Here is a 24,346-nt window from a genome sequence, read left to right on the forward strand (position 1 = left end):
GCCTGGAGGACCAGCCCGCCCCGCGTTCAGCTCGCTGCCGTCGTGGGCGGCTTACGGCCGTCGAAGACGGCTACGCGTCGCCGCCCGCCGGGCCCGGGTCGGCGGCGGCCACGTCCAGGAGCTGGTAGCGGTCGATCGCCTGCTTGAGGGCCGAGCGGTCGATCTTGCCGTCGCGGGCCAGCTCCGTCAGGACGCCGAGCACGATCGACTCGGCGTCGATGTGGAAGAAGCGCCGCGCCGCGCCGCGGGTGTCGGCGAAGCCGAAGCCGTCCGCGCCCAGCGACTGGTACGTGCCGGGCACCCAGCGCGCGATCTGGTCGGGAACCGCACGCATCCAGTCGGAGACGGCCACCTTCGGGCCCTCCACGTCCGCGAGCTTCCGGGTGACGTACGGAACGCGCTGCTCCTCCTCCGGGTGGAGCAGATTGTGCTCCTCCACCTCGATGGCGTCCCGGCGCAGCTCGTTCCAGGACGTGGCCGACCAGACGTCCGCCTTGACGTTCCAGTCCTCGGCCAGGATGCGCTGGGCCTCGAGCGCCCACGGCACCGCGACTCCGGAGGCGAGGATCTGCGCCGGTACGGAGCCCTTCTCGCCCTGCCGGTAGCGGTAGAGGCCCTTGAGGATGCCCTCGCGGTCCACGCCCTCCGGCTCGGCCGGGTGCTGGATCGGCTCGTTGTAGACGGTGAGGTAGTAGAAGACGTCCTCACTGTTCTCGCCGTACATCCGACGCAGACCGTCCTGGACGATATGGGCGATCTCGAAGCCGAACGCCGGGTCGTACGCGACGACCGCCGGGTTGGTCGAGGCCAGCAGCTGGGAGTGGCCGTCCGCGTGCTGGAGACCCTCACCGGTCAGGGTCGTACGACCGGCGGTCGCGCCCAGTACGAAGCCGCGCGCCAGCTGGTCGGCCATCTGCCAGAACTGGTCACCGGTGCGCTGGAAGCCGAACATCGAGTAGAAGACGTAGACCGGGATCAGCGGCTCGCCATGTGTGGCGTACGCGGAGCCCGCCGCGATCAGCGAGGCCGTACAGCCCGCCTCGGAGATGCCGTCGTGCAGCATCTGACCGGTCGGCGACTCCTTGTAGGCCAGCAGCAGCTCACGGTCGACCGACTCGTACATCTGGCCCAGCGGCGAGTAGATCTTCGCCGAGGGGAAGAGGGAGTCCATGCCGAAGGTGCGGTACTCGTCGGGCGCGATCGGCACGAACCGCTTGCCGATCTCCTTGTCCCGCATCAGGTCCTTCAGCAGCCGGACGAACGCCATGGTGGTGGCGATCTGCTGCTGACCGGTGCCCTTCTTCAGCGTGGCGTAGGTCTTGTCGCCCGGCAGCTTGAGCGGCTTGGCCCGCACGACACGGGTCGGCGCGTAGCCGCCCAGCGCCTTGCGGCGGTCGTGCATGTACGCGATCTCCTCCGAGTCCCGACCCGGGTGGTAGTAGGGCGGGAGGCCGGACTCCAGCTCCTTGTCCGGGATCGGCAGGTGCAGCCGGTCGCGGAACCGCTTGAGGTCGTCGACCGTCAGTTTCTTCATCTGGTGGGTCGCGTTGCGGCCCTCGAAGTTCGGGCCGAGCGTCCAGCCCTTGACGGTCTGCGCGAGGATCACCGTCGGCTGGCCCTTGTGGGCCTTGGCCGCCGAGTACGCCGCGTAGATCTTCTTGTGGTCGTGACCGCCGCGGCCCAGGTGCAGGATCTGGTCGTCGGTCATGCCCTCGACCATCTTGCGCAGCCGCTGGTCGTCACCGAAGAAGTGGTCGCGGATATAGGAGCCGGTCTCGGTCGCGTACGTCTGGAACTGACCGTCCGGCGTCGTGTTCAGCCGGTTGACCAGGATGCCGTCGCGGTCCTGCGCCAGCAGCGGGTCCCAGGTGCGGTCCCAGACCAGCTTGATCACGTTCCAGCCGGCGCCGCGGAACTGCGACTCCAGCTCCTGGATGATCTTGCCGTTGCCGCGCACCGGGCCGTCGAGCCGCTGGAGGTTGCAGTTGACTACGAAGGTCAGGTTGTCCAGGCCCTCACGGGCGGCCAGGGAGAGCTGGCCGAGCGACTCCGGCTCGTCCATCTCGCCGTCGCCCAGGAACGCCCAGACATGGGAGTTGGAGGTGTCGGCCACGCCGCGCGCCTCCATATAGCGGTTCATCCGCGCCTGGAAGATCGCGCCGAGCGGGCCCAGGCCCATGGAGACCGTCGGGAACTCCCAGAAGTCCGGCATCGACCGCGGGTGCGGGTAGCTGGACAGCGCGTGACCGAGCTTGGACTTCTCCTGACGGAATCCGTCCAGGTGGTCCTCGCTGAGCCGGTCGAGCAGGAAGGCGCGGGCGTAGATGCCGGGGGAGGCATGGCCCTGGAAGAAGATCTGGTCGCCGCTGTCGTGGTCCTTGCCACGGAAGAAGTGGTTGAAGCCCACGTCGTACAGTGAAGCGGACGAGGCGAAGGTGGCGATGTGGCCACCGACCCCGATGCCGGGGCGCTGCGCCCGGGACACCATCACCGCCGCGTTCCAGCGGGTCGCGTTGAGGACCTTGCGCTCGATCTCCTCGTTGCCGGGGAAGAACGGCTCGTCCTTGGTGGCGATGGTGTTGACGTAGTCCGTGCTGCGCATCTCGGGCACGGCGACGCGCTTCGCGCGGGCGCGCTCGATCAGGCGAAGCATCAGGTAGCGGGCACGTTCCCGGCCTCGCTCATCGACGGCTGCGTCGAGCGAGTCGAGCCATTCCTGGGTCTCTTCGGGATCGAAGTCCGGGACCTGGCTGGGAAGGCCGCCAATGATGATCGGGTTGCGATCGGATCCGGAAGCCACGCTATTCCTTCGCTTTTCGGTCGTGCTGTGCACGGACATGGATTCGTGCTCTGCTGCTGTCGCGCCGGTCTCCATCGTGTACCTCGGGTACGGGATACGTCACCTCTACCGAGTGGTAACCATCACCAGGTGAGACGGGCGCTTCGGCGGCCGTCTCACGCGCGACGGCCGAATCGCAACCTTACGCCCACGACCGGGGTCGTCTGCGTACGACCGTTCGGCCCGGGAGCGGCGTAGGGTGGCTAGTCACACACGTAAGCCGGACATCCTCGGGCAATCCGGTCTGCCGCCCGTCGTTGCGTGCCGTTCCTCCATGATGGGAGTTGCGGCGACACGTCAACGTTTGGGCGGGATCGCTGGCCGGGTACTTGCGCGATCCGCCCGGCCCGTGTGGACTACGCCCAAGCCCTCGCGTACGCGCGCGGGGCGCACAGACTCGAAGAGTGAATGCAAGATGACAGGAGGCAATCCGTGAGCGCGACCGCGGACCACGCGGAGGAGCGGACCAACCCTGCCGCGAGGCTGGGTTTTCAGCCCGAACAGGTGGTCCAGGAGATCGGCTACGACGACGATGTCGACCAGGAGCTCCGCGAGTCCATCGAGGAGATCACCGGCCAGGAGCTCGTCGACGAGGAGTACGACGATGTGGCCGATGCCGTTGTGCTGTGGTTCCGAGAGGACGACGGTGATCTGACGGACGCGCTGGTGGACGCCATCCAGATGATCGACGACGGCGCACCGGTCTGGCTGCTGACGCCCAAGACCGGCCGTGACGGCTATGTCGAGCCGAGCGACATCAATGAGGCGGCGACCACTGCCGGCCTGTCCCAGACCAAGAGCTTCAACGCGGGTAAGGACTGGACGGGCAGCCGCCTGGTCACGCCCAAGGCCGCGCGCAGCGGCAAGCGCTGAGGCCGGCGAATCCACACCCCAGAGCCCCCCTCCGTTCCCTTACGGAGGGGGGCTCTGAGCGTAGGCTGGGCCGCGCACCACATGATCAATTCCAAGCTTGATCAATTCAAAGCTCGATCATGTCGAACATGATCTTTCGAACGTGACTGAAGGGATGGCTCCCATGGCGATAGAGGTCGGCGCGAAGGCCCCTGACTTCCAGCTGAAGAACCAGCACGGCGAGTCGGTCAGGCTGTCCGACTTCCGGGGCGAGAAGAACGTCGTGCTGCTCTTCTATCCGTTCGCCTTCACCGGCGTGTGCACCGGCGAGCTGTGCGCGCTCCGTGACGAGCTGCCGACGTTCGTCAACGACGACGTCCAGCTGCTGGCGGTCTCCAATGACTCGCCCTTCAGCCTGCGGGTCTTCGCCGAGCAGGAGGGCCTTGAGTACCCCCTGCTGTCGGACTTCTGGCCGCACGGCGAGACCAGCCGCGCCTACGGCGTCTTCGACGAGGACAAGGGCTGCGCGGTGCGCGGCACCTTTGTGATCGACAAGGAGGGCGTGGTGCGCTGGACGGTCGTCAACGGCCTGCCCGACGCCCGGGACCTGAACGACTACGCCAAGGCCCTGGAAACCCTGTAGCCAAGGCCCCCGAAACCCTGTAGTGGTCGGGAACCGCTCACTAGGATCGACGCGTTGATCCTGATGGGAAACCTTTGATGAAGGGGCACGCAGTGCTCCTGACGAACCTTTTTTGGGAGGACTCGTGGGAGTCAGCCTCAGCAAGGGCGGCAACGTCTCGCTGACCAAGGAAGCCCCGAACCTGACCGCGGTCGTCGTGGGTCTCGGCTGGGACGCCCGTACCACCACGGGCACGGACTTCGACCTCGACGCCAGCGCCCTGCTGACCAACGCCGAGGGCAAGGTCGGCAACGACCAGAACTTCGTCTTCTTCAACAACCTCAAGAGCCCCGACGGCTCCGTCGAGCACACCGGTGACAACCTCACCGGTGAGGGCGAGGGCGACGACGAGCAGATCAAGGTGAACCTGGCGGGCGTCCCCGCCGATGTCACCAAGATCGTCTTCCCGGTGTCGATCTACGACGCCGAGACCCGTCAGCAGAGCTTCGGCCAGGTGCGCAACGCCTTCATCCGCGTGGTGAACCAGGCCGACGGCAATGAGCTCGCCCGCTACGACCTCTCCGAGGACGCCTCGACCGAGACCGCCATGGTCTTCGGCGAGCTGTACCGGAACGGTGCGGAGTGGAAGTTCCGCGCCATCGGCCAGGGGTACGCCTCGGGGCTGCGCGGCATCGCGCAGGACTTCGGCGTCAACGTCTGAGCGACGCCCGAGCGGGCCGTCGTAGGCCGTCGTAGGCCGCGGAAGGCCGTCGACAGGGCAAACATTCCGGCGCCGCACCCCCCGCGCCCCAGGGGCAGGGGTGCGGCGCCGGACGCGTATCACCCATGCAACACCGCGGGGAGGAAACAGCATCATGGGCGTCACACTCGCCAAGGGGGGCAATGTCTCCCTCTCCAAAGCCGCTCCGAATCTCACACAGGTGCTCATCGGCCTGGGCTGGGACGCGCGCTCCACCACCGGAGCGCCGTTCGACCTCGACGCCAGCGCCCTGCTGTGCCAGTCGGGGCGGGTGCTCGGCGATGAGTACTTCATCTTCTACAACAACCTCAAGAGCCCCGAGGGCTCCGTGGAGCACACCGGTGACAACCTCACCGGCGAGGGCGAGGGTGACGACGAGTCCCTGCTGATCGATCTGGGCAAGGTCCCGGCCGAGGTCGACAAGATCGTCTTCCCCGTCTCCATTCATGAGGCCGAGGCCAGGCGCCAGACGTTCGGGCAGGTCAACAACGCCTTCATTCGGGTGGTGAACCAGGCGGACGGCCAGGAGCTGGCCCGCTACGACCTTTCCGAGGACGCCTCCGGCGAGACCGCGATGATCTTCGGCGAGGTCTATCGCTACGGCGGCGAATGGAAGTTCAGGGCCGTGGGGCAGGGGTACGCGTCGGGTCTGCGCGGCATCGCTCTAGACTTCGGAGTCAACGTTTCGTAAAACCGCGTAAAGCGCGCGGGGGAGACCTTACGACGAAGGATTGGGTTGGCAGTGCTCCTCAAAACCTTTGGTTGGTCGTTCGCCGTCACGGCGATCGGTCTGGCCCTGGCCGGAGTCCTCTGGGGGTGGCAGGGGCTCGCCATCGTCGGGATCCTCTCGATCCTGGAGATCTCGCTCTCATTCGACAACGCGGTCATCAACGCGGGCATTCTGCGCAAGATGAACGCCTTCTGGCAGAAGATCTTCCTGACCGTCGGCATCCTGATCGCCGTCTTCGGCATGCGGCTGGTCTTCCCGGTGATCATCGTCGCCGTCACGGCCAAGATGAGCCCCATCGAGGCCGTCGATCTCGCGATCAACGACAAGAACCAGTACGAGCACCTGGTCACGGCGGCGCATCCGGCGATCGCGGCCTTCGGCGGGATCTTCCTGCTGATGATCTTCCTCGACTTCATCTTCGAGGAGCGGGACATCAGGTGGCTGGGGTGGCTGGAGAAGCCGCTCGCCAAGCTGGGCAAGCTGGACACGTTCTCGATCGTGGTCGCCCTGATCGGACTGCTGATCACCGCCACCACCGTGGCCACCGACGTGGCCCACGGCGGCGGTGACAAGAGCGCCACCGTCCTGTTGTCCGGCGTCGCCGGTCTGCTCACCTATCTGATCGTCGGCGGCATCTCCGGCTACTTCGAGGACAAGCTCGAAGAGGAGGAGGACGAAGACGAGGCCGACGAGGCCGGTGCGGCCGAGGGCGAGGGCGACGAGGGTGCGAAGGCCGCCACGGGCGCTCAGCTCAACGGCAGCGGCGGCCGTGGCTCCAGCGGCGCCTCCGTGGTCGGCCTGGCCGGCAAGGCCGCGTTCTTCCTCTTCCTCTACCTCGAGGTCATCGACGCGTCCTTCTCCTTCGACGGGGTCATCGGCGCCTTCGCGATCACCAACGACATCTTCGAGATGGCGCTGGGTCTGGGCATCGGCGCCATGTACATCCGGTCGCTGACCGTCTTCCTGGTCCGCAGGGGCACCCTGGACGACTACGTCTACCTGGAGCACGGCGCGCACTACGCGATCGGCGCGCTGGCCCTGATCCTGCTGGTCACGATCAAGTACGAGATCAACGAGGTCATCACCGGCCTGGTGGGTGTGGTGCTGATCGCCGCCTCGTACTGGTCCTCGGTCCGGCGCAATCGCCGGGAGGAGGCCGCCGGGGAGGATTCGGAGGCCAAGACGGAAGTCACCTCCGGAGTCTGACCGCCGCGAGTGTGACGCGGCGGCGTTTGAGGAACGCTCTGAGCGGGGCGGCCGAGGTCTTCCGACCTCCCGGCCGCCCCGCGGCAGTTGGGCGGCTGGACGGGCGGCCGGCCGGCCGGGCGGCTTGTGGGGCTGTTTCCGGGGCAGCCTTCTACCGGCTTCGAGGTAGCGAGTGACGAAGGGTGGGGGTGCGCACCATGGCGTTCTGGAGCAACTGGGGACGGTCCGCATGGCGCCAGTTCGACAGCGGTGACGCGTCCGGTGTGGTCGAGCTGACCAAGCGGAACGCGTCGATCTCGCTGACCAAGCAGGGGGCCGCGACCGGCAATCTGCGCATCAACCTGTCCTGGCAGATGCGCACCTCGGACTTCAACAGCAGGGCGAGGCGTGGCTCGCTGCGCCATCCGCTGCAGATGTTCAAGCCCGAGCCGGTGCAGGCCCAGGGACCCGCGTTGGTCAATGTCGACCTCGACCTCGCGGTGATGTACGAGCTGAAGAGCGGCTCCAAGGGCGTGGTGCAGCCGCTGGGCGAGTTCTTCGGCAACCTCAACGAGGCGCCGTACGTCAAGCTCAGTGGCGACGACCGGTTCGGCTCCGGGTCCGGTGAGACGGTCTACGTCAACATGGACCACAAGGACGACATCAAGCGACTGCTCGTCTTCGTGTACATCTACGACGGCACCCCCGCCTTCGACCGCACCCACGGCCTGGTCACGCTCTATCCGAGCAATGGGCCGCGGGTGGAGATCGCGCTCGACGAGCGCGCCCCGCAGGCGCGCTCCTGCGCCGTCGTGCTGATCGAGAACGTCAAGGGCGAGATGATGGTCCGCCGCGAGGTGAAGTACGTCTACGGCTTCCAGGCGGAGCTGGACCGGCTGTACGGCTGGGGCCTCCAGTGGGGCCGGGGCTACAAGTCCAAGGTGTGACCCCGGCCCGCCGCGCGGCCCCCGACCCCGTCCGCTCTTACCTGTGCTCTTACCTGCTCTGGAACTGCGGGCCCTGCGGCGGCAGGACGAAATGGGGGTCCGGCACCTGGGCGGGGATCGGCGGCGGGGGCGGCGGCACCGGCCCCGTCGGCTGCACCTGCTGCGGATAGCCGTACGCGGGCGGCTGCGGATAGCCGTATCCCGGCTGCGGCTGCCCGTATCCCGGCTGCTGCTGAGGCTGCGGATAGCCGTAGCCGGGCTGTGCCGGGGCCTGGGCGGGCGGCTGCGGATACCCCGTGCCCGGGGGGGCCTGCGTGGGCGGGGGCGGCACCTGAGACGGCACATAGGCGTAGCCGCTGTCGCCCTGCGCGGCGGCGGGGTGCATGGGCTGGGTGCGCTGCGGATCCCAGGGGTCGGGCGACACCGGGTGCGGATAGCCGTACGCCGGGGGGTGGGCCTGGGTCGTCGCGTCGGACGGCGGCGGGGGCGAGGGCGGAGTGCCGGGGGCCGAGGGGGCCGAAGGGGGTGCGGGGGTCGCGGCGGCCGCAGCCGCGGGCTCAGGGGCGGGGGCCGGGGTTCCGGGGGCGCCGGCGGCCTCGGGTACGGCGCTGGCCTCCGGCTCGGCCGCGGCGTCGTCCTCAGAGCCGCCCTCGCCGTCCTCCACCGAGATCCCGTACTGGGTGGCCAGCCCGACCAGCCCCGACTCATAGCCCTGCCCCAGGGCCCGGAACTTCCAGCCGTCGCCGCGCCGGTAGACCTCACCGCAGATCAGCGCGGTCTCCTTGCCGGTGTCCGGCAGCACCGCGAAGATCGCGACCGGCTCGGCGTCCGCCGCGTCCGGCGCACCGGGCGAGGCGTCGTACAGCAGCAGGCTCAGATCCCGTACCTGCCCGAAGGTGCCGCCGTCGGCGGACGCGGCGATCACCACCCGGCGGACCTCCGCCTCCAGCCCGATCAGCTCGGCCTCGATGGTGTCCGTCAGTGTGTCCTGGTTCGGCGTCTTGGGCAGATGCCGGACCAGACCCGAGGGGTGCTGCGGCTGGTTGTAGAAGACGAAGTCCTCGTCCGAGCGCACCCGGTCGTCCGGCCCCAGCAGCAGCGCCGAAGCGTCCACGTCGGGTACGTCCGTGCCGGGGGTCCAGCGCAGCACCGCGCGTATGGCCGTGGCCTCCAGCGGGATGTTCGATCCCTTCAGCATCGCCTGCGTCATGGCGGCAATCCTGCCTTCCCGGTGGGTGCGGGGACAACGCAGGGTACGCGGCGGGCGGCAGTGCGGGGGTGGTACGGGGCGGCAGGGCGGGCATGCCGGACACCACGCGGACGCACATGGGTTACGTGATTTTCACTCCCTTGGGGAACTTTTGACCCATGGCCGCACGTACGATTATCGGCCAACCGTGGGTCAGCGGGACCAAGGCGGCGTACCGGCAGCGCGGGGAGTTGTATGCGGCATTTCGAACATCTGCCCGTCGAGGTGCGAGCCAACCTCTTCCACCGGGAGCCCGGTGAATTCGGCGTGGACTCGCCCACCCGGACGCTGGCCGTCGCCCTCGGCGCCACCCTGTACTGCCCGGCGACCCGGCCCCAGCTGGCCGAGGACATCGTCAAACAGGCAGGTCGTGGCGTGGTCTCCATGGTGCTGTGCCTGGAGGACTCCATCGACGACGCCGAGGTGGCGGGCGCGGAGGAGAACCTCGTACGGCAGCTCGTGGAGCTGTCGGGGCGCGACTCGGGCACCTCGCTGCCGCTGCTCTTCATCCGGGTCCGCACCCCCGGGCAGATCGTCGATCTCGTCTCCCGGCTCGGAGCGGGCGTGCGGCTGCTGTCCGGATTCGTACTGCCGAAGTTCACCGAGGAGCGTGGCGGGGCCTTTCTCGAGGCGCTGATGTCGGCCGAAACCGCCCAGGTGACCGAGGTGTTGGGCGGACGGCGGCTGTTCGCGATGCCGGTCCTCGAATCGCCCGAGCTGATGCACCGCGAAACGCGCACCGACAGCCTCAGCGGCATCAGCCGGATCGTCGACAAATACCGGGACCGGGTGCTGGCGCTGCGCCTCGGGGTCACCGATCTGTGCTCGGCGTACGGGCTGCGCAGGGCCCCCGACATGACCGCCTACGACGTCCAGCTGGTCGCGTCCGTGATCGCGGACGTGGTGAACATGCTGGGCCGGGCCGATGGCACGGGCTTCACGATCACCGGGCCGGTGTGGGAGTACTTCAAACCGCATGAGCGGATGTTCAAGCCGCAACTGCGGATCAGCCCCTTCAGCAGCGGCCGCGCCGAGTCGCTGCGCACCGCGCTGATCGAGCACCACATGGACGGGCTGCTGCGCGAGATCGAGCTGGACCGGGCCAACGGTCTCCAGGGCAAGACCTGCATCCACCCCACCCATGTGGCCCCGGTGCACGCGCTCTCCGTCGTCAGCCACGAGGAGTTCAGCGACGCGGTGGACATCCTCGAGCCGCGGCGCTGCGGGGGCGGTGTGCTGCGCTCCTCGTACACCAACAAAATGAACGAGGTGAAGCCGCACCGGGCCTGGGCCGAGCGGACCCTGCTGCGCGCGGAGGTCTTCGGGGTGGCCCGGGAGGATGTGAGCTTCGTGGAGCTGCTGGCGGCGAGCCTGCGGCCGTAGAGCGAACCGGGCCGGGCACGGGGACGCGGGCACGGGCCCGGGGACGCGGGCACGGGCCCGGGGACGAGGGACGATGGAAACGAGGCGCAGGACGGCGTGAGCGTGGACAACGTGTGGTCGGGACAGTGGGTCGCGGACCGGCTCGGAGTACGGCTGGCCGGGGCCGGTGCCAGGGCCGGTGCCAGGGCCGGGGCTGGCGACGGCGACGGCTTCGGCGACGGCGACGGCTTCGGCGATGTGGGCGGCCAGGGCGGCCAGGGCGGCCAGGGTCGCCGGGGCGGTGACGACGGCCGGCACGGCGACAGCGGCCCGGACGCCGACAGCGGCCCGGACGCCGACGGCGGCGCGGAGCTGCGTGAGCTGCTGGGGCTGGCCCTGCGGCGCAACCCCAAGCGGGCGCATCTGCTGGTCTCCAACGTGCTCGGCAAGCACGTCCCGCAGCGCCCCGCCACCGTCCACGGCGCGGGCGTGCGGCTCGGCCGCCGGGTGCGGGAGCTGCTGGGCGACGAGGCGGCGGCACGCGCGGTGGTGCTCGGGTACGCGGAGACCGCCACCGGCCTTGGCCACAGCGTGGCCGACGGGCTCGCCCTCGCCCCGTACCTCCACTCCACCCGCCGCCCGGTCCCGGGCGTCGCCACGGTGGGCGGCTTCGAGGAGGAGCACAGCCACGCCACCTCCCATCTGCTGCTCCCCGAGGACCCCGGGTTCCTGGCCTCGACGGGCCCGCTGGTCCTCGTGGACGACGAGTTCTCCACCGGCCGTACGGTCCTCAACACCATCGCCGCCCTCCACCGCCGCTTCCCCCGCGACCACTATGTGGTGGTCGCCCTGGTGGACATGCGCTCGCCGGAGGACCGGGCCCGCCTGGACGCCTTCGCGGCCGACCTCGGCGCCCGTGTCGACCTGGTCGCCGCCGCGGCCGGAGCGGTGCACCTGCCCGATGACGTCCTGGAGCGCGGAGCGGAGCTGGTGGCCGCGCACGAGGCGGCCGCCGAGGACGGTAAGGCCGCGCCCGAGGACCGTAAGGCTGCTGCCGAGGACAGTAAGCCCGAGGACCGTAAGGCCGCGCCCGAGGACCGTAAGGCCGCCACCGTCACCGCGGAGGGCGCGGGCCCGTCCGCCGGCCGCGTGGACCTCGGCTGGCCCGAGGGGCTCCCGGACGGCGGCCGCCACGGCTTCACCCCCGCCCACCGCACCCGCCTCGAAGCGGCCCTCCCCACCCTGGCCACCCGCCTCGCGGCCGCCCTGGAGACGAGACAGGACGCCCCCGCCCCGGCCGGCCCGCTCCGTCGCGTCCTCGTCCTCGGGTTCGAGGAGCTGATGTACGCGCCGCTGCGGATCGCGGAGGCGCTGGACGAGGCGCTCGACGGCGTCGAGGTGCGGTATTCGACGACCACCCGCTCGCCCGTGCTCGCCGTAGACGACCCCGGGTACGCCATCAGGACCCGGCTGACCTTCCCCGCGCACGACGAGCCCGCCGACGGCCCCGGGCCCCGCTACGCGTACAACGTGGCGCCCGGCGCCGACCCGGACCGCCGCTTCGACGCCGTCGTCGCCGTCGTCGACTCGACCGCCGACACGCCCGCGCTGCACGCCCCCGACGGGCTGCTCGCCGGCTTGAGCGCGCACACGGACCGGCTGGTGCTGGCCGTGGTGCCGTCCTACCGCCCCCAGACCCCCCAGACCCCACCCACCCCCCGCACCGTCCCCGAACGACAGGCACCGCCCATGCACCAACCGTCCTACGAGCCCCTGCGCGGGCCGGACTTCTCGTCCTACGCCCCCGAAGAGGTGGGCTGGCTGCTCCAGGACTTCTCCCACGTCACCCTCGAAGCGCCCACCGAGGAGCGCGAGGAGGCGATCCAGAGCGGGGGCGCGCACTACGCCGAGTCGCTGCCCGTGGAGTACCAGCCGAGCGAGCGCTACCAGGAGCTGTTCCGGGCCGCCCTCGACACCTCCGCCGCCCGGATCGCCCGCGCGGTCGGCGCGGTCACCGAGACCGTGCTCACCGAGCGTTCCCCGCGCCCCGTCCTCGTCTCGCTCGCCCGCGCCGGCACCCCCGTCGGGGTGCTCATGCGCCGCTGGGCGCGCCACGCCCACGGGCTGGACCTCCCGCACTACGCGATCTCCATCGTGCGCGGCCGCGGCATCGACACCGCCGCGCTGCGCTGGCTGGCGGACCACCACGACCCGTCGGACGTCGTCTTCGTCGACGGCTGGACCGGTAAGGGCGCCATCACCCGCGAGCTGTCGGACGCCCTCGCCCCGTACCCGGACTTCGATTCGCGGATCGCGGTCCTCGCCGACCCCGGCCGCTGTGTGGACACCTACGGCACCCGGGACGACTTCCTCGTCCCCTCCGCGTGCCTCAACTCGACCGTCTCCGGGCTGATATCGCGCACCGTGCTCCGCGCCGACCTCGTCGGCCCGGACGACTTCCACGGTGCGAAGTACTACCGCGAACTCGCCGGCTCGGATGTCTCGGAGTACTTCCTGGACACCGTCTCGGCCCGCTTCGCCGAGGTCACCGAGGCGGCCCTGGCCGACGCCGGGCGGCTCGCGGCCACCGACCGCACCCCCACCTGGGAGGGCTGGTCCGCGGTCGAGCGGATCAGCCAGGAGTACGGCATCCACGACGTCAACCTCGTCAAGCCGGGCGTCGGCGAGACCACCCGGGTGCTGCTGCGCCGCGTCCCGTGGAAGATCCTCGCCCAGCGCGGCGCGGGCGCCGACCTGGACCATGTGCGGCTGCTCGCCGAGCAGCGCGGAGTGCCGGTCGAGGAGGCCGACGACCTCCCGTACACCTGCGTCGGGCTGATCCACCCGCACTACACCCGGGGCGCCACCGGGGCCGACGGAAAGACGGCCGGCACGGCTTCCGACAAGACGGCCGACAAGGCGGCCGACAAGGCGAACACCGCGAACACGGCGGGCATCGCCGCCGGCAGACACGAGAGAACGGTGGCGGCACGATGAGCGTTCTGGTGGCAAGCGACCTCGACCGCACCCTGATCTACTCCGCGGCCGCGCTCGGCCTCGAGATGCCGGACGCCGAGGCCCCGCGGCTGCTGTGCGTCGAGACGTACGAGGGCAAGCCGCTGTCGTACATGACCGAGACCGCCGCCGGGCTGCTCGCCGAGCTGGTCCGTACCTCCGTCTTCATCCCCACGACCACCCGCACCGTCGAGCAGTACCGCCGCATCCGCCTCCCCGGCCCCGCCTCCCGCTTCGCGGTCTGCGCCAACGGCGGCCAGCTGCTGGTCAACGGCGAGCCCGACGCCGACTGGCACCAGCGGGTGCGCAGCGCCCTCGACGACGGATGCGCCCCCCTGGAGGAGGTGCGCGCCCACCTCAGCGCCACCGCCGACCCCGCCTGGCTGGTCAAGGAGCGGGTGGCCGAGGAGCTGTTCGCCTATCTCGTGGTCGAACGGGAGCTGCTGCCCGAGGGCTACGTCAAGGAGCTCACCCAGTGGGCCGACCCGCGCGGCTGGACGGTCTCCCTCCAGGGCCGCAAGATCTACGCCGTGCCCAAGCCGCTCACCAAGAGCGCCGCCGTCGCCGAGATCAAGAGCCGCACCGGAGCCGATGAGGTGCTCGCCGCGGGCGATTCGCTGCTCGACACCGATCTGCTGCTCGCGGCCGACCGTGCCTGGCGCCCCGGCCACGGCGAACTGGCCGACATCGGCTGGTCGGCGCCCCAGCTGACCGTGGTCGAGGAGCAGGGCGTCGCGGCGGGCGAGGCCATCGTCCGCGCCCTGGGCGAGCGCTCCTCCGTCACCTGGGCGCGCGCCCGCAGCCAGATCATCCGCGCCGTCTCCCGCAGCCGGGACTGACCAGCTCGATACCGGCGGGCCTGACCAGCGGCAGCCGCTCGGCGGGTTGGTACCGCTGGCCGGGTCACCGGCATCGCTTACGGCATCGAGCGCGATCCGCACGATGTACGACGGCGTACCGTCCATCTGGGAAGCTGAAGCTGAAGCTGAAGCTGAACGGATCGAACCGGATCGAACCGGATCGGATCGATCGGATCGGAACGGAACCGGTCGGGGAGCCGAGGAGCCGAAAGGGAGGCCGTGATGGCCGAGAGCAAGAGCACACCGATCACGGCCGAGCTGTACGACTACGTCCTGCGGCACAACCCGCCGCTCGACCCGGTCCTGCGCGAGCTCGTCGAGGTCACCCACCGCAACCTCCCCGGCCACGCCGGGATGCAGTCCGCCGAGGAGCAGGCCCCGCTGCTGGCCTTCCTGGTCCGGCTGACCGGCGCCCGCCACATCGTGGAGGTCGGCACCTTCACCGGCTTCTCCGCGCTGGCCATGGCCCAGGCGCTGCCCGCCGACGGCTGGCTGATCGCCTGCGATGTGTCGGAGGAGTGGACGGCGTACGGGCGGAAGGCGTGGGCCAAGGCGGGCGTCGAGGGCCGCATCGACCTGCGGATCGCGCCCGCGCTGGACACGCTGCGCGCGATGCCCGCCGAGCCCCATATCGATCTCGCCTATCTCGACGCGGACAAGGAGAACTACATCCCGTACTGGGAGGAGCTGGTCCCGCGAATGAACCCGGGCGGTCTGATCGTCGCGGACAACGTCTTCTACCACGCGCAGGTCATGGAGGCGACGCCATCGCCCGGGGGCGCCGCGATCCAGGCGTTCAACGATCATGTGGCGGCGGACGCCCGGATGGAGGCGGTCATGCTCACCGTCGCCGACGGCCTGACGCTCGCGCGCCGGGTCAGCTGAGCCGCCGGTCGCGGATCCGCTGCCGGACCCGGGCCCAGCGCCCGGGGGGCTTGGGCCGGCCGGTGGGCTCGGCGCCGCCGGGCTGATCCAGCTTGCCCCACTTGCCGGGCGGCTGACCGGACCGTTCAAGATCGGACCGTTCAGGACCGGACCGTTCAAGAGGCCCACCCGGGGCGCCCGGGGCCTGGGGTGTGAGCGGGGCGCCGGGCTGGAGGGCCGTACCGCCCCGTTCGGCGGCGCGCTCCCGCGCCGCGACCAGCTCACGCGCGTGGGCGGCCTCGCGCTCGGCCTGCTCGGGGTGGCGGGTCACCCAGTACGGATTGTCATGCGGCAGCCCGCCGCTGACCCGTCCGTACATCCCGAACCACATCAGCAGCAGCCCCACCACAAAGCTGAACAGCACGTTCTGCATCCGGAACGCCAGGAAGTTGTACGGGGTCTCCAGCAGCGCCAGATTGACGAACCCGCTCAGCAGGAAGAGCAGCCCGAGCACCATGTTGAGCGACGAGGCGAAGTTGCCGCCCATGAGCATGCCGAAGAACAGCAGCAGCCCGATGACGATGGAGAGCACGCTCAGCGTGCCGTTGGTGTTGAGTCCGGCGACCGTGTTCGCGCCGGTGTCGAAGAAGCCGACCCGGTGGATCAGGCCCAGGATGCCGAAGGCGACGAGCACCAGCCCCATGAGCCCGGCGCCGACGCGATAGACCGTGCTGAGCCGGTGATCGACGGGCAGATGCTCATCGAGCGTGGTGTGCGCGCCGATCCGCTCCGGGAAGTGCCGTGCGACTCCGGCGGGATGAGGACCGATGGGGGAGGGGCGGCCCGTAGCCATCTCCGGCCTCCTTGCTGCTGGCGCCGGACCTCGGCCGCGCGCTCTTCGCGCTCTTCGCGGTCGAGGCCGTACCCGTGGACCGCCACGTCACCCGCGCGTACACGACGTGCACGCGCACATCCGGAGGCGCGGCACGGGTACGTATCTCCAGGATCCGCCCCGGTCCCCCAGGGCTCAACCGCAGCAACCGCCGCCGCAGCAGCCGCCACCGCCACCGCCGGACGGGGGCCGGGCCGAGGAGGCGGAGGACGACGAGGACGCGGCGCCGGTGACGGCCACGGTGGACAGCAGCTTCACCGTGTCGTCGTGCCCGTCCGGGCAGGACGCGGGAGCGGAGGACTCGGCCATGGGCCGGTTCAGCTCGAAGGTGGTGCCGCAGGCGCGACAGCGGTACTCATAGCGAGGCATGGCAGCAGCATAACCACCGAACCGCAGGCCAGCCCCCCGAATGAGCCCTGGCTTCTGAGCCCTGGGCTTCGCGCGGGCTCAATGCCCCCCGCCTCGCTCGTCCCGGATCTCCTGGACGACCCGGGCGACGGTCTGCCGTACGGCCTCGGTCTCGGAGAGGAAGTGCCACCAGTCCGGATGCCGCCCCTCAAGACCCGCGATGGCACGGTCGAGGCGCTCCACGGCGTCGTCCAGCGGGCGCGCGTGGCGCGGATCCGGGGTGCTGCGCCCGGCCATGGCCAGCCGCTGCGCGTCGCGGATCGCGAACCGGGTGCGCTCGACCTCCTTCTGCTGGTCGTACGACACCTCGTCCAGCCGCCGCAGCCGGTCCCCGGCCGCTGAGACGGCCTCGTCCGTACTGTTCAGTAGCGCCCGTACGGTGGCCAGCAGCGCGGTGGCATCCGGCCAGCGCTGCTCCTCGCGCGCCGCCTGCGCCTCCTTGAGCTTCTCCTCGGACTGCGCCACATCCCGCGCCGCCTGCGCGGGGACGGGCTGCAGATCCTGCCAGCAGGCCGCGGAGTACCGGCGGCGCAGCTCGCTGAGGACGGGCTCGACCCCGGCCGCCCGGGTGGTGATCGCCTGGGCGCGGGTGCGCAGCGACACCAGCCGCTTGTCGATCTCCGCCGCCCGCTCCGGCAGCCGCTCGGCCTCCCCGCGCACCGCCTCGGCCCTGCGCAGCACATCATCGGCGCGCCGCAGGGTCTCCTGCACACCGTGCTGCCCGGCCCCCTGGTTGAGCTTGGTCAGCTCGGGCGACAGCGCCGCCAGCCGGGCCGCCAGATCGTCCGCCCGCAGCCCCGACGCACGCACCGCGTCCAACGCGTTACTCGCCGCGAGCAGCGCCTGCCGCGCCCGCTCCACCGCCGGCGCCAACCGCGCCAGCCGCGTCTCGGCCTGCTCAAGCAGCGCCCCCAGCCCCTGCCCGAACCGGTCCAGATCCGCCTTCGTCCGCTCCAGCGCGTCCTTCGCCCTGGTCAGATCGGTCCGGGCCCGGGAGGCCGTCGCCGCGTCCAGATCGTCCCGGTCCAGATCGTGGGCGTCCACCGCCGTGATGTAGTCCTGGCTGACCTGGTCGATCCGCCGCTCCAGCGCCGAGAAGTCGGCCGCCGTCCGGCGCGCTGCGGGCGAATCGTCCACGGCGGTGATCGTCTCGATGGAGATCCGCAGCTCCCGCTGCGCGGTGTCCAGCTCATAGAACGCCGCCGCGGCGGCATCCTTCGCCGCCTGCGCCTCCGCCCGCTGACTCTCCCCCCGCCCCCCGAACCACCGCCGCCCCCCGCCCCCACCGGCGAACGACAACGACCCCACCGCCACCAACAACGGCACGGGCAGCAACATCAGCCCGAGCAGGGAGGGCCCACGCGACTGACGCGGCCGACGCACACGGACGAGCCGGGTAAAAGCAATGACTGGGATAAAACGGTCGACCGGACGGCGTGGGCGACGCGGACGGCGCGCTGGACGCGCAGACTCTGCAGATGACGCCGCCACTTCCCGCTCCCGATGGATCGCCCAGCTCCGAATGTCATTCTCCCACCCGACACTGACGAACACAGTGCTCGGTTCGGTTCGCGATCTGCGGACTTATCCGACCCCGGTCCGCCCCCTCCGCGGTCCCCTCCCCACAATTGCGGCACCACCCCGGAAACCCTGTAGGCTGACAGCTCCCCTGGGGCGCATAGCTCAGCGGTAGAGCGCTGCCCTTACAAGGCAGATGTCGGCGGTTCGAACCCGTCTGCGCCCACCAGCGAAAAGGCCCCCAGCCAGTTGCGGTTGGGGGCCTTTGACATCCGCAGATGACATCGATCAGGCGACGCGCACCCTCAGTGCGTTGTCGCAAAGGGAGTCCCTGTTCGATGAACAGGGGCTTCTTCGTGTGCGGGGCATGATCGCCTTGGGGTAGGGGCAGGCAGCGGACGGCTTGTTGTGGATCGAGGAGGGTGCGATGCCGTCGGTGCTGGGGTTGATGGAACAGCGTGAGGCGCGGGCGAGGCAGGATCTGGAGTCCTGGACGGAGGTTGTGGAGCAGGCTCGGGCGGAGGTGGATGCCGCGCGGGAACGAGTCGAGCGGGCCCGGGTGGGGCGTGAGGAGCTCGTGTCGGTGCTGGCCGGGGAGAGCACCGTTGATACGCCGGTTTCCGTGCCTTCGGGTGGCGAGATGGTGACCGCTGTGGGAGCGAGCGGCTTGGGGGCGGTGCATGGCGAGCGGCCGCCGGTGTGGCGGTCGGGCATGGGCGAGGAGGCGCTCAGCGGCCTGTACCGGGAGGTGTTCGCCGCGGTGGTGGCCGCTGCGGGGCCGGTGAACGGGGTGGAGCTGACGCGGGCGGTGGGCCGGGAAGCGGAGATCAAGAACGAGGTGGAGAAGATCCGTCACCGTGCCTAGGTGCTGGAGAAGCGGGGCTGGCTGGTGCGGGCGAAGGACGGACGGTTCATGCCCGCGCCCGGAGCAGTCGGCCGGGACGCTTCTCCGGCCAGCGCGGAGCGTCCCCGGCCAGGCGCCGGGACAGCCTGATCACGGCGGCCCACCACACCATCTGGGCGTGGTGGTCGAGGCGGCGTTCGTGGTCGCGGTTGAGGCGGCGTGAGCGGGAGAGCCAGCTCAGCGTGCGCTCCACCACCCACCTGCGGGCCAGTACGACAAATCCGCGCCGCCCGTCAGAGCGGCGCACGACCTCGACGCGCACTCCGTGGCAAGCGAACGCCTTCGCCAGCGCCGGACCCTGGTAGGCGCTGTCGACCCACACCAGCTTCAGCAGCCGGCCCGGCTGGTCCATGAACGTCTCCAGCAGCGCGGGGGCGGCCTTGGAGGCGTGCACGTCCGCTGTGGTCACGGTCACTTCCAGGAGCAGGCCGTCGGTGTCAGTCAGGACGTGACGCTTGCGCCCGTCACGTGACTTGCCGCCGTCGTATCTGCGGCTGTCCTCGCCGACGGTCTCGGAGGCGTCCACCGACTGACTGTCGATGACTCCCGCACTGGGCTCGGCGTTGCGGCCTGAGCGTTCCCTCGCCGTGCGGCGCAGGCGTTCGTGCAGTTCACGCACGTAGTCGCAGGTCCGCCAGCGGCGGAAGAAGTCGTAGACCGCCCGCCAGTACGGAAAGTCGACCGGCATGGCCATCCACTTCACGCCGTTGTCGACCAGGTAGCGCACAGCGTCGAGCATTTCACGGTGGCAGTATGCCTCCGGGCGCCCGCCCTGCTTGAGCAGCCAAGCCGGCACCGGCATCGCGGAGCGGACCTCGGCCCACTCCGCATCCGTCATGTCACTCGGATAGCACCGCACCCGCCGACCCGGAGCGATCGAACCGAACCTGTGGACGTAGCAGTCACACCCAGGGGTGACCGTGGTGGACGCAGGCACAACAGGGATGGTCAACTCGTCGGACAACGGGTCTCCTTGGTCGTGACCGGCCTCAACAACCACGTCACTACCAAGGGGCCCGCTTCTTCATGCCCACGACCACACCGGCATCCCTGTCCGAATGATCACCCGCACCGCAGGCTTCAAACGAGATCCGGTTTGCCACAGCGCACTCAGCGTTTCGTGCTGACGCTGCTGACGGGTGTGGCGGTCGTAGGCTGTCTCCCAGCCCATCTTGGGCTGTTTACGACTCCCGGCGACTATTCGGCGGGCACCGTCCATTCCTGCGGAGTGCCGAGGCTGCCCGCTGTATAGACGATCGTTCCCGGTCGGGTGCGGCCAGGAACCGGAAAGACGATCTTCCCTTTGACGCAGCGGCCGTCTGTGAGCGTGGCGTCGATGGGGAACTCCGGCCGGGGGAAGTCGTCGTACGTCACACTGGACGGCTCGATGCGTGCTCCATCCTTGTACGAGAGCGCCCACGGACTGTTGGAGACGGGGAAGCTGCCCTTGGTGCTGCAGACCTTGACTTCAAGTGCGGCCCAGACGTAGCCCTCGGACCGCTGGGACGCGGTCCCTCCGCCGCCGGGCCTTCGCCGGTACCGTCGCCCGCAGCTGCGCGAAGTTGACCCCTACCGCCGGGTGATGAACTGCGCGGTGCCCAGGGTGGCGAACCACTTCCGGATCTGGCTCTGGTCATCCGTCGCGGCGAGCGAGAGGAGGAGCAGCAGACGGGCCTTCTGCGCGGTCAGGTCCTCCGCTCCGATGACGCCGTCGGTGTGGTCGTCGTAGACGGAGCCGTTGCCGGTGCGGGTCGTGGAGGCGAACAGCACACCGTTCTTGACGGCGTCCTCGCGCGCTTTCGACATGGCCGGGGAGATGCCGCCCGCGCCGGTTCCGGCGGTGACCACGCCGTCCGCGCCGGAGTCGGCGAACGCCTTGACGGCGTCACCGCTCGCGTCCTGGTAGCTGTAAGCGATCTCGATCTTCGGCAGCGCTTTCTTGGCGATCCGGTCGAGGTCGAACGGCGTCTTCCAGGTCTTCTTCCCGCACTTCTGGACCCGGGCGGGGGCCCGGTTCAGCCGGATGTTGTCCTGGTCGATGACGCCGAGCTCACCGCTGTCCCCGCTGGTGAAGGTGTCCATCCGCAGGGCGTTGGTCTTACGGACCTCGCGGGCGGCCTGGATCTGGTCGTTGAGCATCAGCACGGTGCCGTAGCAGGTCGTCTTCCGGCTGGCGGCCAGGTGGATGGCGTTGTAGAGGTTCGCGGGGGCGTCCGTGCCGATCACCGTCCACGGGCGCATGGCGCCGGTGAGGATCACGGGCTTGTCGCTGCGGACCGTCAGATCCAGCCAGTACGCGAACTCCTCCATCGTGTCGGTGCCGGTGGTGACGACGGCCGCGTCGTTCTTCTCCAACTGGGCGTCGACCGTGGCTGTCAGCCGGCGGTAGTCGGCGATCGAGTAGCCGCTGGAGCCCTTGTTGCCGAACTGCTCCGTGGTGACGTCGGCGACGGAGTCCACCTCCGGCTTGAGGTCGCCGACGAGCTTCGCTATCGGCAGCTTGCCCGCCTCATAGTCCTGGAAGGACACCCGGCTCTTGCTGACACCGGCGATGGTGCCTCCCGTGCCGATGACGGCGACCTTCGGAAGGGCCTTCTTCTCCTGTTCCGCGCCGGCGACCGGCGCGGTCGTGCCGACGGCGGCGGTCAGGAGGGTGAGCAGCACGGTGGAACGGCGGGTGAGCATGCGCATGGGCGGCGTTCTTCTCCTCGGCGGGATGTGCACTGCCACGACCTGGACGGATGCGGCGGAAGGAAACATTCCGCATGCATGTTTCTCGGGGATTCGGTGATCGTGAACAGATGATTGCGGCACGACTCGCACACCATGTCGAGTTCGAGCGTCATCGCCCCGCACATCGGAGACCCGCCCTGTTCCCTCCTCACCCGCGGCGCCGACAGCCGTGCCCGCCGTGTCGCGCGCTCGGCCGCGGCGAACCACCAACCTGCGGCGGTTGAGGCCGTGATGGCTGGGCACTCCCCAGGGGCGCGTCGGGTGATACGACGACCGTGCCGACTCCGGGAGGACGATCATGAGCGAGCCCAGGCCATCCCCCCGCATGCTCAGCATCTACCTCAATGACCACCCGTCCGGTGCCACGGCCCGGTGTGGAGCTCGCCCGCCGGGCGGGCCGGGAGCACCGGCAGTCGGGGCCTGGCTGGTATGGGTTGCTCATAGTCGTCCCCCAAGGTCTAGTAGCGGCATTTCAGCGCATCTAGGCAGCTGTGGGTAGGGGTGTGATGGAACTGCTACCTGGGGTTCGAGTTATCCGTCATGCCTCTGTGTCTGCCGCGGGGGTCCGACGGGGCGCCGGGAGTCCTGCTAGGAGCCAGGCCAGTTTCATCCGCTAGGCGGCTCGGTGGGCTCTCCACTCGGATGGCGCCGTAGGCCAGTTTCACCACCAAACGAGCCGGGCGGTTGCACGGTCGTAGCCATGGATTTAGCCGTGAACCACAGGCGAAAACCGTGTCCACAGGGCTTCCAGATGCCAGACTGGCAACGAAAGAAGCAGGTAGGAGCCATGGGCTATGGCGTGGGCCGTCCTTACAAGGCAGATGTCGGCGGTTCGAACCCGTCTGCGCCCACAGTTAATGACCGCAGGTGAGAACGTGATTCGGCCCCTCAATCCGTTTGGGCCGAGACGAGATCCTCGGCAACGCCACCGGCCTGCCGATCACCGGGCGCGCGACCGACACGCACGGCGTGACCCTGGTCAATTTCGCGGCGGCGGCCTGGTTCGGGAGAAGGCCGTCCCGGGCCGCCCCGGTGCCGGGGTCGAGGGCGTCATCGGCCCTCAACCGCCGAGGAGTGCTCTCTGCTAGCGTTTCTGGTGGACGTACGAAAGTCACGGTCCGGTAGGTAGTCCGGATGGCGAACAGTCGCTCGTACGGTGCCTGTTGAGGCACGTCCGGTGCGTCCCTTTTCGTTTCATGACCGAGAAGGGACACGACTGTGTCGGATCTGCATGTCATCATCGCCGGGGGCGGGCTGGGTGGCCTGGCCCTCGCGCAGGGCCTTCAGCGCGCGGGGACAAGTGTCGCCGTCTACGAGAAGGACCCCGGTCCGGGCTTCCGTCATCAGGGCTATCGCCTCCGCATCAACTCCGACGGCATCTCCGCGCTCAAAGCCGTGCTGCCCCCGCAGGCATACGAGGTGTTCGTGGCCACCGCCGCAACCCCCGGGCCGCGCATGGACGCCTTCGACCACCAGCTGAACCTGCTGCACGCCCAGGAGCTCCCGCCCGTCCCGGGCCTGCCCGGTGGCGGGAACTTGGCGGTCAACCGCATGACGCTCCACCAGATCCTGCTGGCCGGACTGGACAAGACCGTGCGCTACGGCGCCCGGCTCACCCACTACGACGTCAACGCCTCCGGCTCGGTGACCGCGCACTTCACTGACGGCACCAGTGCGACGGGCGATGTTCTGATCGGCGCCGACGGGGTCAACTCGGCGGTGCGTAAGCAGTACCTGCCCCAGGCTCGGGTCGTCGACGCCGGACTGCGGCTCCTCTACGGCAAGGTCCCCATCGCCGGCGACGAGGCCCGAGCCCTGGTGCCGCCCGAGCTGCTCGGACTGTGGACCACCGTGGTCGGTCCGGAACGGCGCTTCGTCGGACTCGCCCCCGTGCGGTACCGCGAACCGCTGCACGAGGTGACGGCCCGACTGGCCCCCGACATCGAGCTCAGCGACGAAAGCGACTACCTCGCGTGCGTCTTCGGCGCCCGCCGCGAGCAGTTCCCCCGCAGCGACGCGGAGCTGTTCGCCATGAGCGGCGCGGAGCTGCGGACGCTGACGTTGTCCCTGGTGGAAGGCTGGCACCCTGGGCTGGTCGAGATCGTGTCCCGCCAGGACCCCGCCTCGATCTTCCCGGTCTCGGTGCGCACCAGCGTGCCCGTTGCCGCGTGGGAGACCACCGCGGTCACCCTGCTGGGCGATGCCGTCCATGTCATGAGCCCCGCCATCGGCGTCGGCGCGAACACCGCACTGCGTGACGCCCGAGTCCTGGCGGACCGCCTCGTCCAGGCAGCCGGCGGCCGGCCGCTCGCCGAGGCGCTGCACGCCTACGAGGAGGAGATGATCGGGTACGGCTTCGATGCCGTGCGCGACTCGGCCGCCCGCGGACACCGCCTGGTGGGCCAGGACCCGCTGCCCTCCCCGCAGGCGCAGGCGCAGGCGCAGGCACAGGCGTAGGCGTAGGCGTCGGCCGGTTCGGCGGCCGCCCGCACGCCAAAGGGCACGAACCGGTGGCGGGCCCAGGACCGTGGGCCGCCACAGCGGGACCCCGGCCCAAAGTTGAACCCCGCCAGAGGAACAACCAGCCGGGCAACGTACGGGGGCCC

General features: G+C 69.9%; 20 protein-coding genes and 1 tRNA gene. 13 read left to right on the forward strand and 8 right to left on the reverse strand.

Going from position 1 to position 24,346, the window contains the following annotated elements:
- Window positions 1-70: 70 nt before the first annotated feature.
- Window positions 71-2,800, reverse strand: coding sequence for a pyruvate dehydrogenase (acetyl-transferring), homodimeric type (gene aceE / locus ACFXB5_RS34940; protein ID WP_385215669.1), 2,730 nt, complete (start codon window positions 2,798-2,800; stop codon window positions 71-73).
- A 471-nt stretch (window positions 2,801-3,271) separates the two neighbouring features.
- Between aceE and ACFXB5_RS34945 the strand changes: the two genes are divergently transcribed.
- The 6 genes from ACFXB5_RS34945 (at window position 3,272) to ACFXB5_RS34970 (ending at window position 7,935) form a co-directional block, all read left to right on the forward strand.
- Entirely contained in the window at window positions 3,272-3,712 is a 441-nt protein-coding gene (locus ACFXB5_RS34945) for a DUF3052 domain-containing protein (RefSeq protein WP_014060347.1), read from the forward strand.
- Between the two features lie 163 nt (window positions 3,713-3,875).
- A complete protein-coding gene (locus tag ACFXB5_RS34950) occupies window positions 3,876-4,334 on the forward strand; it encodes a peroxiredoxin (protein WP_020871584.1) in 459 nt (152 codons plus the stop codon).
- A 124-nt stretch (window positions 4,335-4,458) separates the two neighbouring features.
- Window positions 4,459-5,034 (forward strand): TerD family protein, encoded by a 576-nt coding sequence (locus tag ACFXB5_RS34955; protein ID WP_201855555.1) that lies wholly within the window; start codon window positions 4,459-4,461, stop codon window positions 5,032-5,034.
- A 154-nt stretch (window positions 5,035-5,188) separates the two neighbouring features.
- Window positions 5,189-5,764 carry a TerD family protein gene (locus tag ACFXB5_RS34960; protein ID WP_385215673.1) on the forward strand — a complete coding sequence of 192 codons (576 nt, stop codon included), beginning with the start codon at window positions 5,189-5,191 and terminating at the stop codon, window positions 5,762-5,764.
- A gap of 51 nt (window positions 5,765-5,815) precedes the next feature.
- Entirely contained in the window at window positions 5,816-7,009 is a 1,194-nt protein-coding gene (locus ACFXB5_RS34965; protein ID WP_385215676.1) for a DUF475 domain-containing protein, read from the forward strand.
- A 197-nt stretch (window positions 7,010-7,206) separates the two neighbouring features.
- Entirely contained in the window at window positions 7,207-7,935 is a 729-nt protein-coding gene (locus ACFXB5_RS34970; RefSeq protein ID WP_385215679.1) for a Tellurium resistance, read from the forward strand.
- Window positions 7,936-7,984: 49 nt separating this feature from the next.
- On the opposite strand, the gene ACFXB5_RS34975 is transcribed toward ACFXB5_RS34970, so the two are convergent.
- A complete protein-coding gene (locus ACFXB5_RS34975; RefSeq protein WP_385215682.1) occupies window positions 7,985-9,145 on the reverse strand; it encodes a TerD family protein in 1,161 nt (386 codons plus the stop codon).
- Window positions 9,146-9,379: 234 nt separating this feature from the next.
- Here ACFXB5_RS34975 and ACFXB5_RS34980 point away from each other — a divergent pair, with 234 nt between their 5' ends.
- The 4 genes from ACFXB5_RS34980 (at window position 9,380) to ACFXB5_RS34995 (ending at window position 15,306) form a co-directional block, all read left to right on the forward strand.
- On the forward strand, window positions 9,380-10,567 hold the full coding sequence (locus tag ACFXB5_RS34980; RefSeq protein WP_385215685.1) for an HpcH/HpaI aldolase/citrate lyase family protein: 1,188 nt from the start codon (window positions 9,380-9,382) through the stop codon (window positions 10,565-10,567).
- A 351-nt stretch (window positions 10,568-10,918) separates the two neighbouring features.
- Entirely contained in the window at window positions 10,919-13,543 is a 2,625-nt protein-coding gene (locus ACFXB5_RS34985) for a phosphoribosyltransferase (RefSeq protein ID WP_385215749.1), read from the forward strand.
- Complete coding sequence (locus ACFXB5_RS34990) at window positions 13,540-14,400, forward strand: HAD family hydrolase (RefSeq protein ID WP_385215688.1); 861 nt, start codon at window positions 13,540-13,542, stop codon at window positions 14,398-14,400. Before ACFXB5_RS34985 ends, ACFXB5_RS34990 begins: the two co-directional genes overlap by 4 nt.
- Before the next feature lie 243 nt (window positions 14,401-14,643).
- Entirely contained in the window at window positions 14,644-15,306 is a 663-nt protein-coding gene (locus ACFXB5_RS34995; protein WP_385215690.1) for an O-methyltransferase, read from the forward strand.
- Here the strand turns inward: ACFXB5_RS34995 and ACFXB5_RS35000 are convergent.
- The 3 genes from ACFXB5_RS35000 to ACFXB5_RS35010 all read right to left on the reverse strand — a co-directional run bounded on the left by ACFXB5_RS35000 (window position 15,299) and on the right by ACFXB5_RS35010 (window position 17,923).
- On the reverse strand, window positions 15,299-16,138 hold the full coding sequence (locus tag ACFXB5_RS35000; protein WP_385215694.1) for a DUF4383 domain-containing protein: 840 nt from the start codon (window positions 16,136-16,138) through the stop codon (window positions 15,299-15,301). The genes ACFXB5_RS34995 and ACFXB5_RS35000 overlap by 8 nt on opposite strands.
- A 174-nt stretch (window positions 16,139-16,312) precedes the next feature.
- Window positions 16,313-16,546 carry a zinc ribbon domain-containing protein gene (locus tag ACFXB5_RS35005; protein ID WP_037962217.1) on the reverse strand — a complete coding sequence of 78 codons (234 nt, stop codon included), beginning with the start codon at window positions 16,544-16,546 and terminating at the stop codon, window positions 16,313-16,315.
- 78 nt (window positions 16,547-16,624) lie between these two features.
- The gene (locus ACFXB5_RS35010; RefSeq protein ID WP_385215697.1) at window positions 16,625-17,923 is read right to left on the reverse strand and encodes a hypothetical protein; all 1,299 of its coding nucleotides are present in this window, start codon (window positions 17,921-17,923) and stop codon (window positions 16,625-16,627) included.
- Window positions 17,924-18,257: 334 nt separating this feature from the next.
- On the opposite strand from ACFXB5_RS35010, the gene ACFXB5_RS35015 reads away from it, so the two are divergent.
- Window positions 18,258-18,332 (forward strand) — tRNA-Val (locus ACFXB5_RS35015).
- Window positions 18,333-18,530: 198 nt separating this feature from the next.
- Complete coding sequence (locus tag ACFXB5_RS35020) at window positions 18,531-18,968, forward strand: hypothetical protein (RefSeq protein WP_385215700.1); 438 nt, start codon at window positions 18,531-18,533, stop codon at window positions 18,966-18,968.
- A gap of 46 nt (window positions 18,969-19,014) precedes the next feature.
- On the opposite strand, the gene ACFXB5_RS35025 is transcribed toward ACFXB5_RS35020, so the two are convergent.
- From ACFXB5_RS35025 to ACFXB5_RS35035, 3 genes are all read right to left on the reverse strand, one after another.
- Window positions 19,015-19,845: an IS5 family transposase gene (locus ACFXB5_RS35025; RefSeq protein ID WP_385215703.1), complete on the reverse strand. Its 831-nt coding sequence runs from the start codon at window positions 19,843-19,845 to the stop codon at window positions 19,015-19,017.
- A gap of 359 nt (window positions 19,846-20,204) precedes the next feature.
- Window positions 20,205-20,381 (reverse strand): hypothetical protein, encoded by a 177-nt coding sequence (locus ACFXB5_RS35030; RefSeq protein WP_385215706.1) that lies wholly within the window; start codon window positions 20,379-20,381, stop codon window positions 20,205-20,207.
- Window positions 20,382-20,576: 195 nt separating this feature from the next.
- Window positions 20,577-21,698 carry an asparaginase gene (locus ACFXB5_RS35035; protein WP_137977777.1) on the reverse strand — a complete coding sequence of 374 codons (1,122 nt, stop codon included), beginning with the start codon at window positions 21,696-21,698 and terminating at the stop codon, window positions 20,577-20,579.
- Window positions 21,699-22,958: 1,260 nt separating this feature from the next.
- Here ACFXB5_RS35035 and ACFXB5_RS35040 point away from each other — a divergent pair.
- Window positions 22,959-24,197, forward strand: coding sequence for an FAD-dependent oxidoreductase (locus tag ACFXB5_RS35040; protein WP_385215708.1), 1,239 nt, complete (start codon window positions 22,959-22,961; stop codon window positions 24,195-24,197).
- Window positions 24,198-24,346: the final 149 nt, after the last annotated feature.

It is taken from the genome of Streptomyces sp. NPDC059455, from assembly GCF_042750115.1.
Classification (GTDB): domain Bacteria; phylum Actinomycetota; class Actinomycetes; order Streptomycetales; family Streptomycetaceae; genus Streptomyces; species Streptomyces endocoffeicus.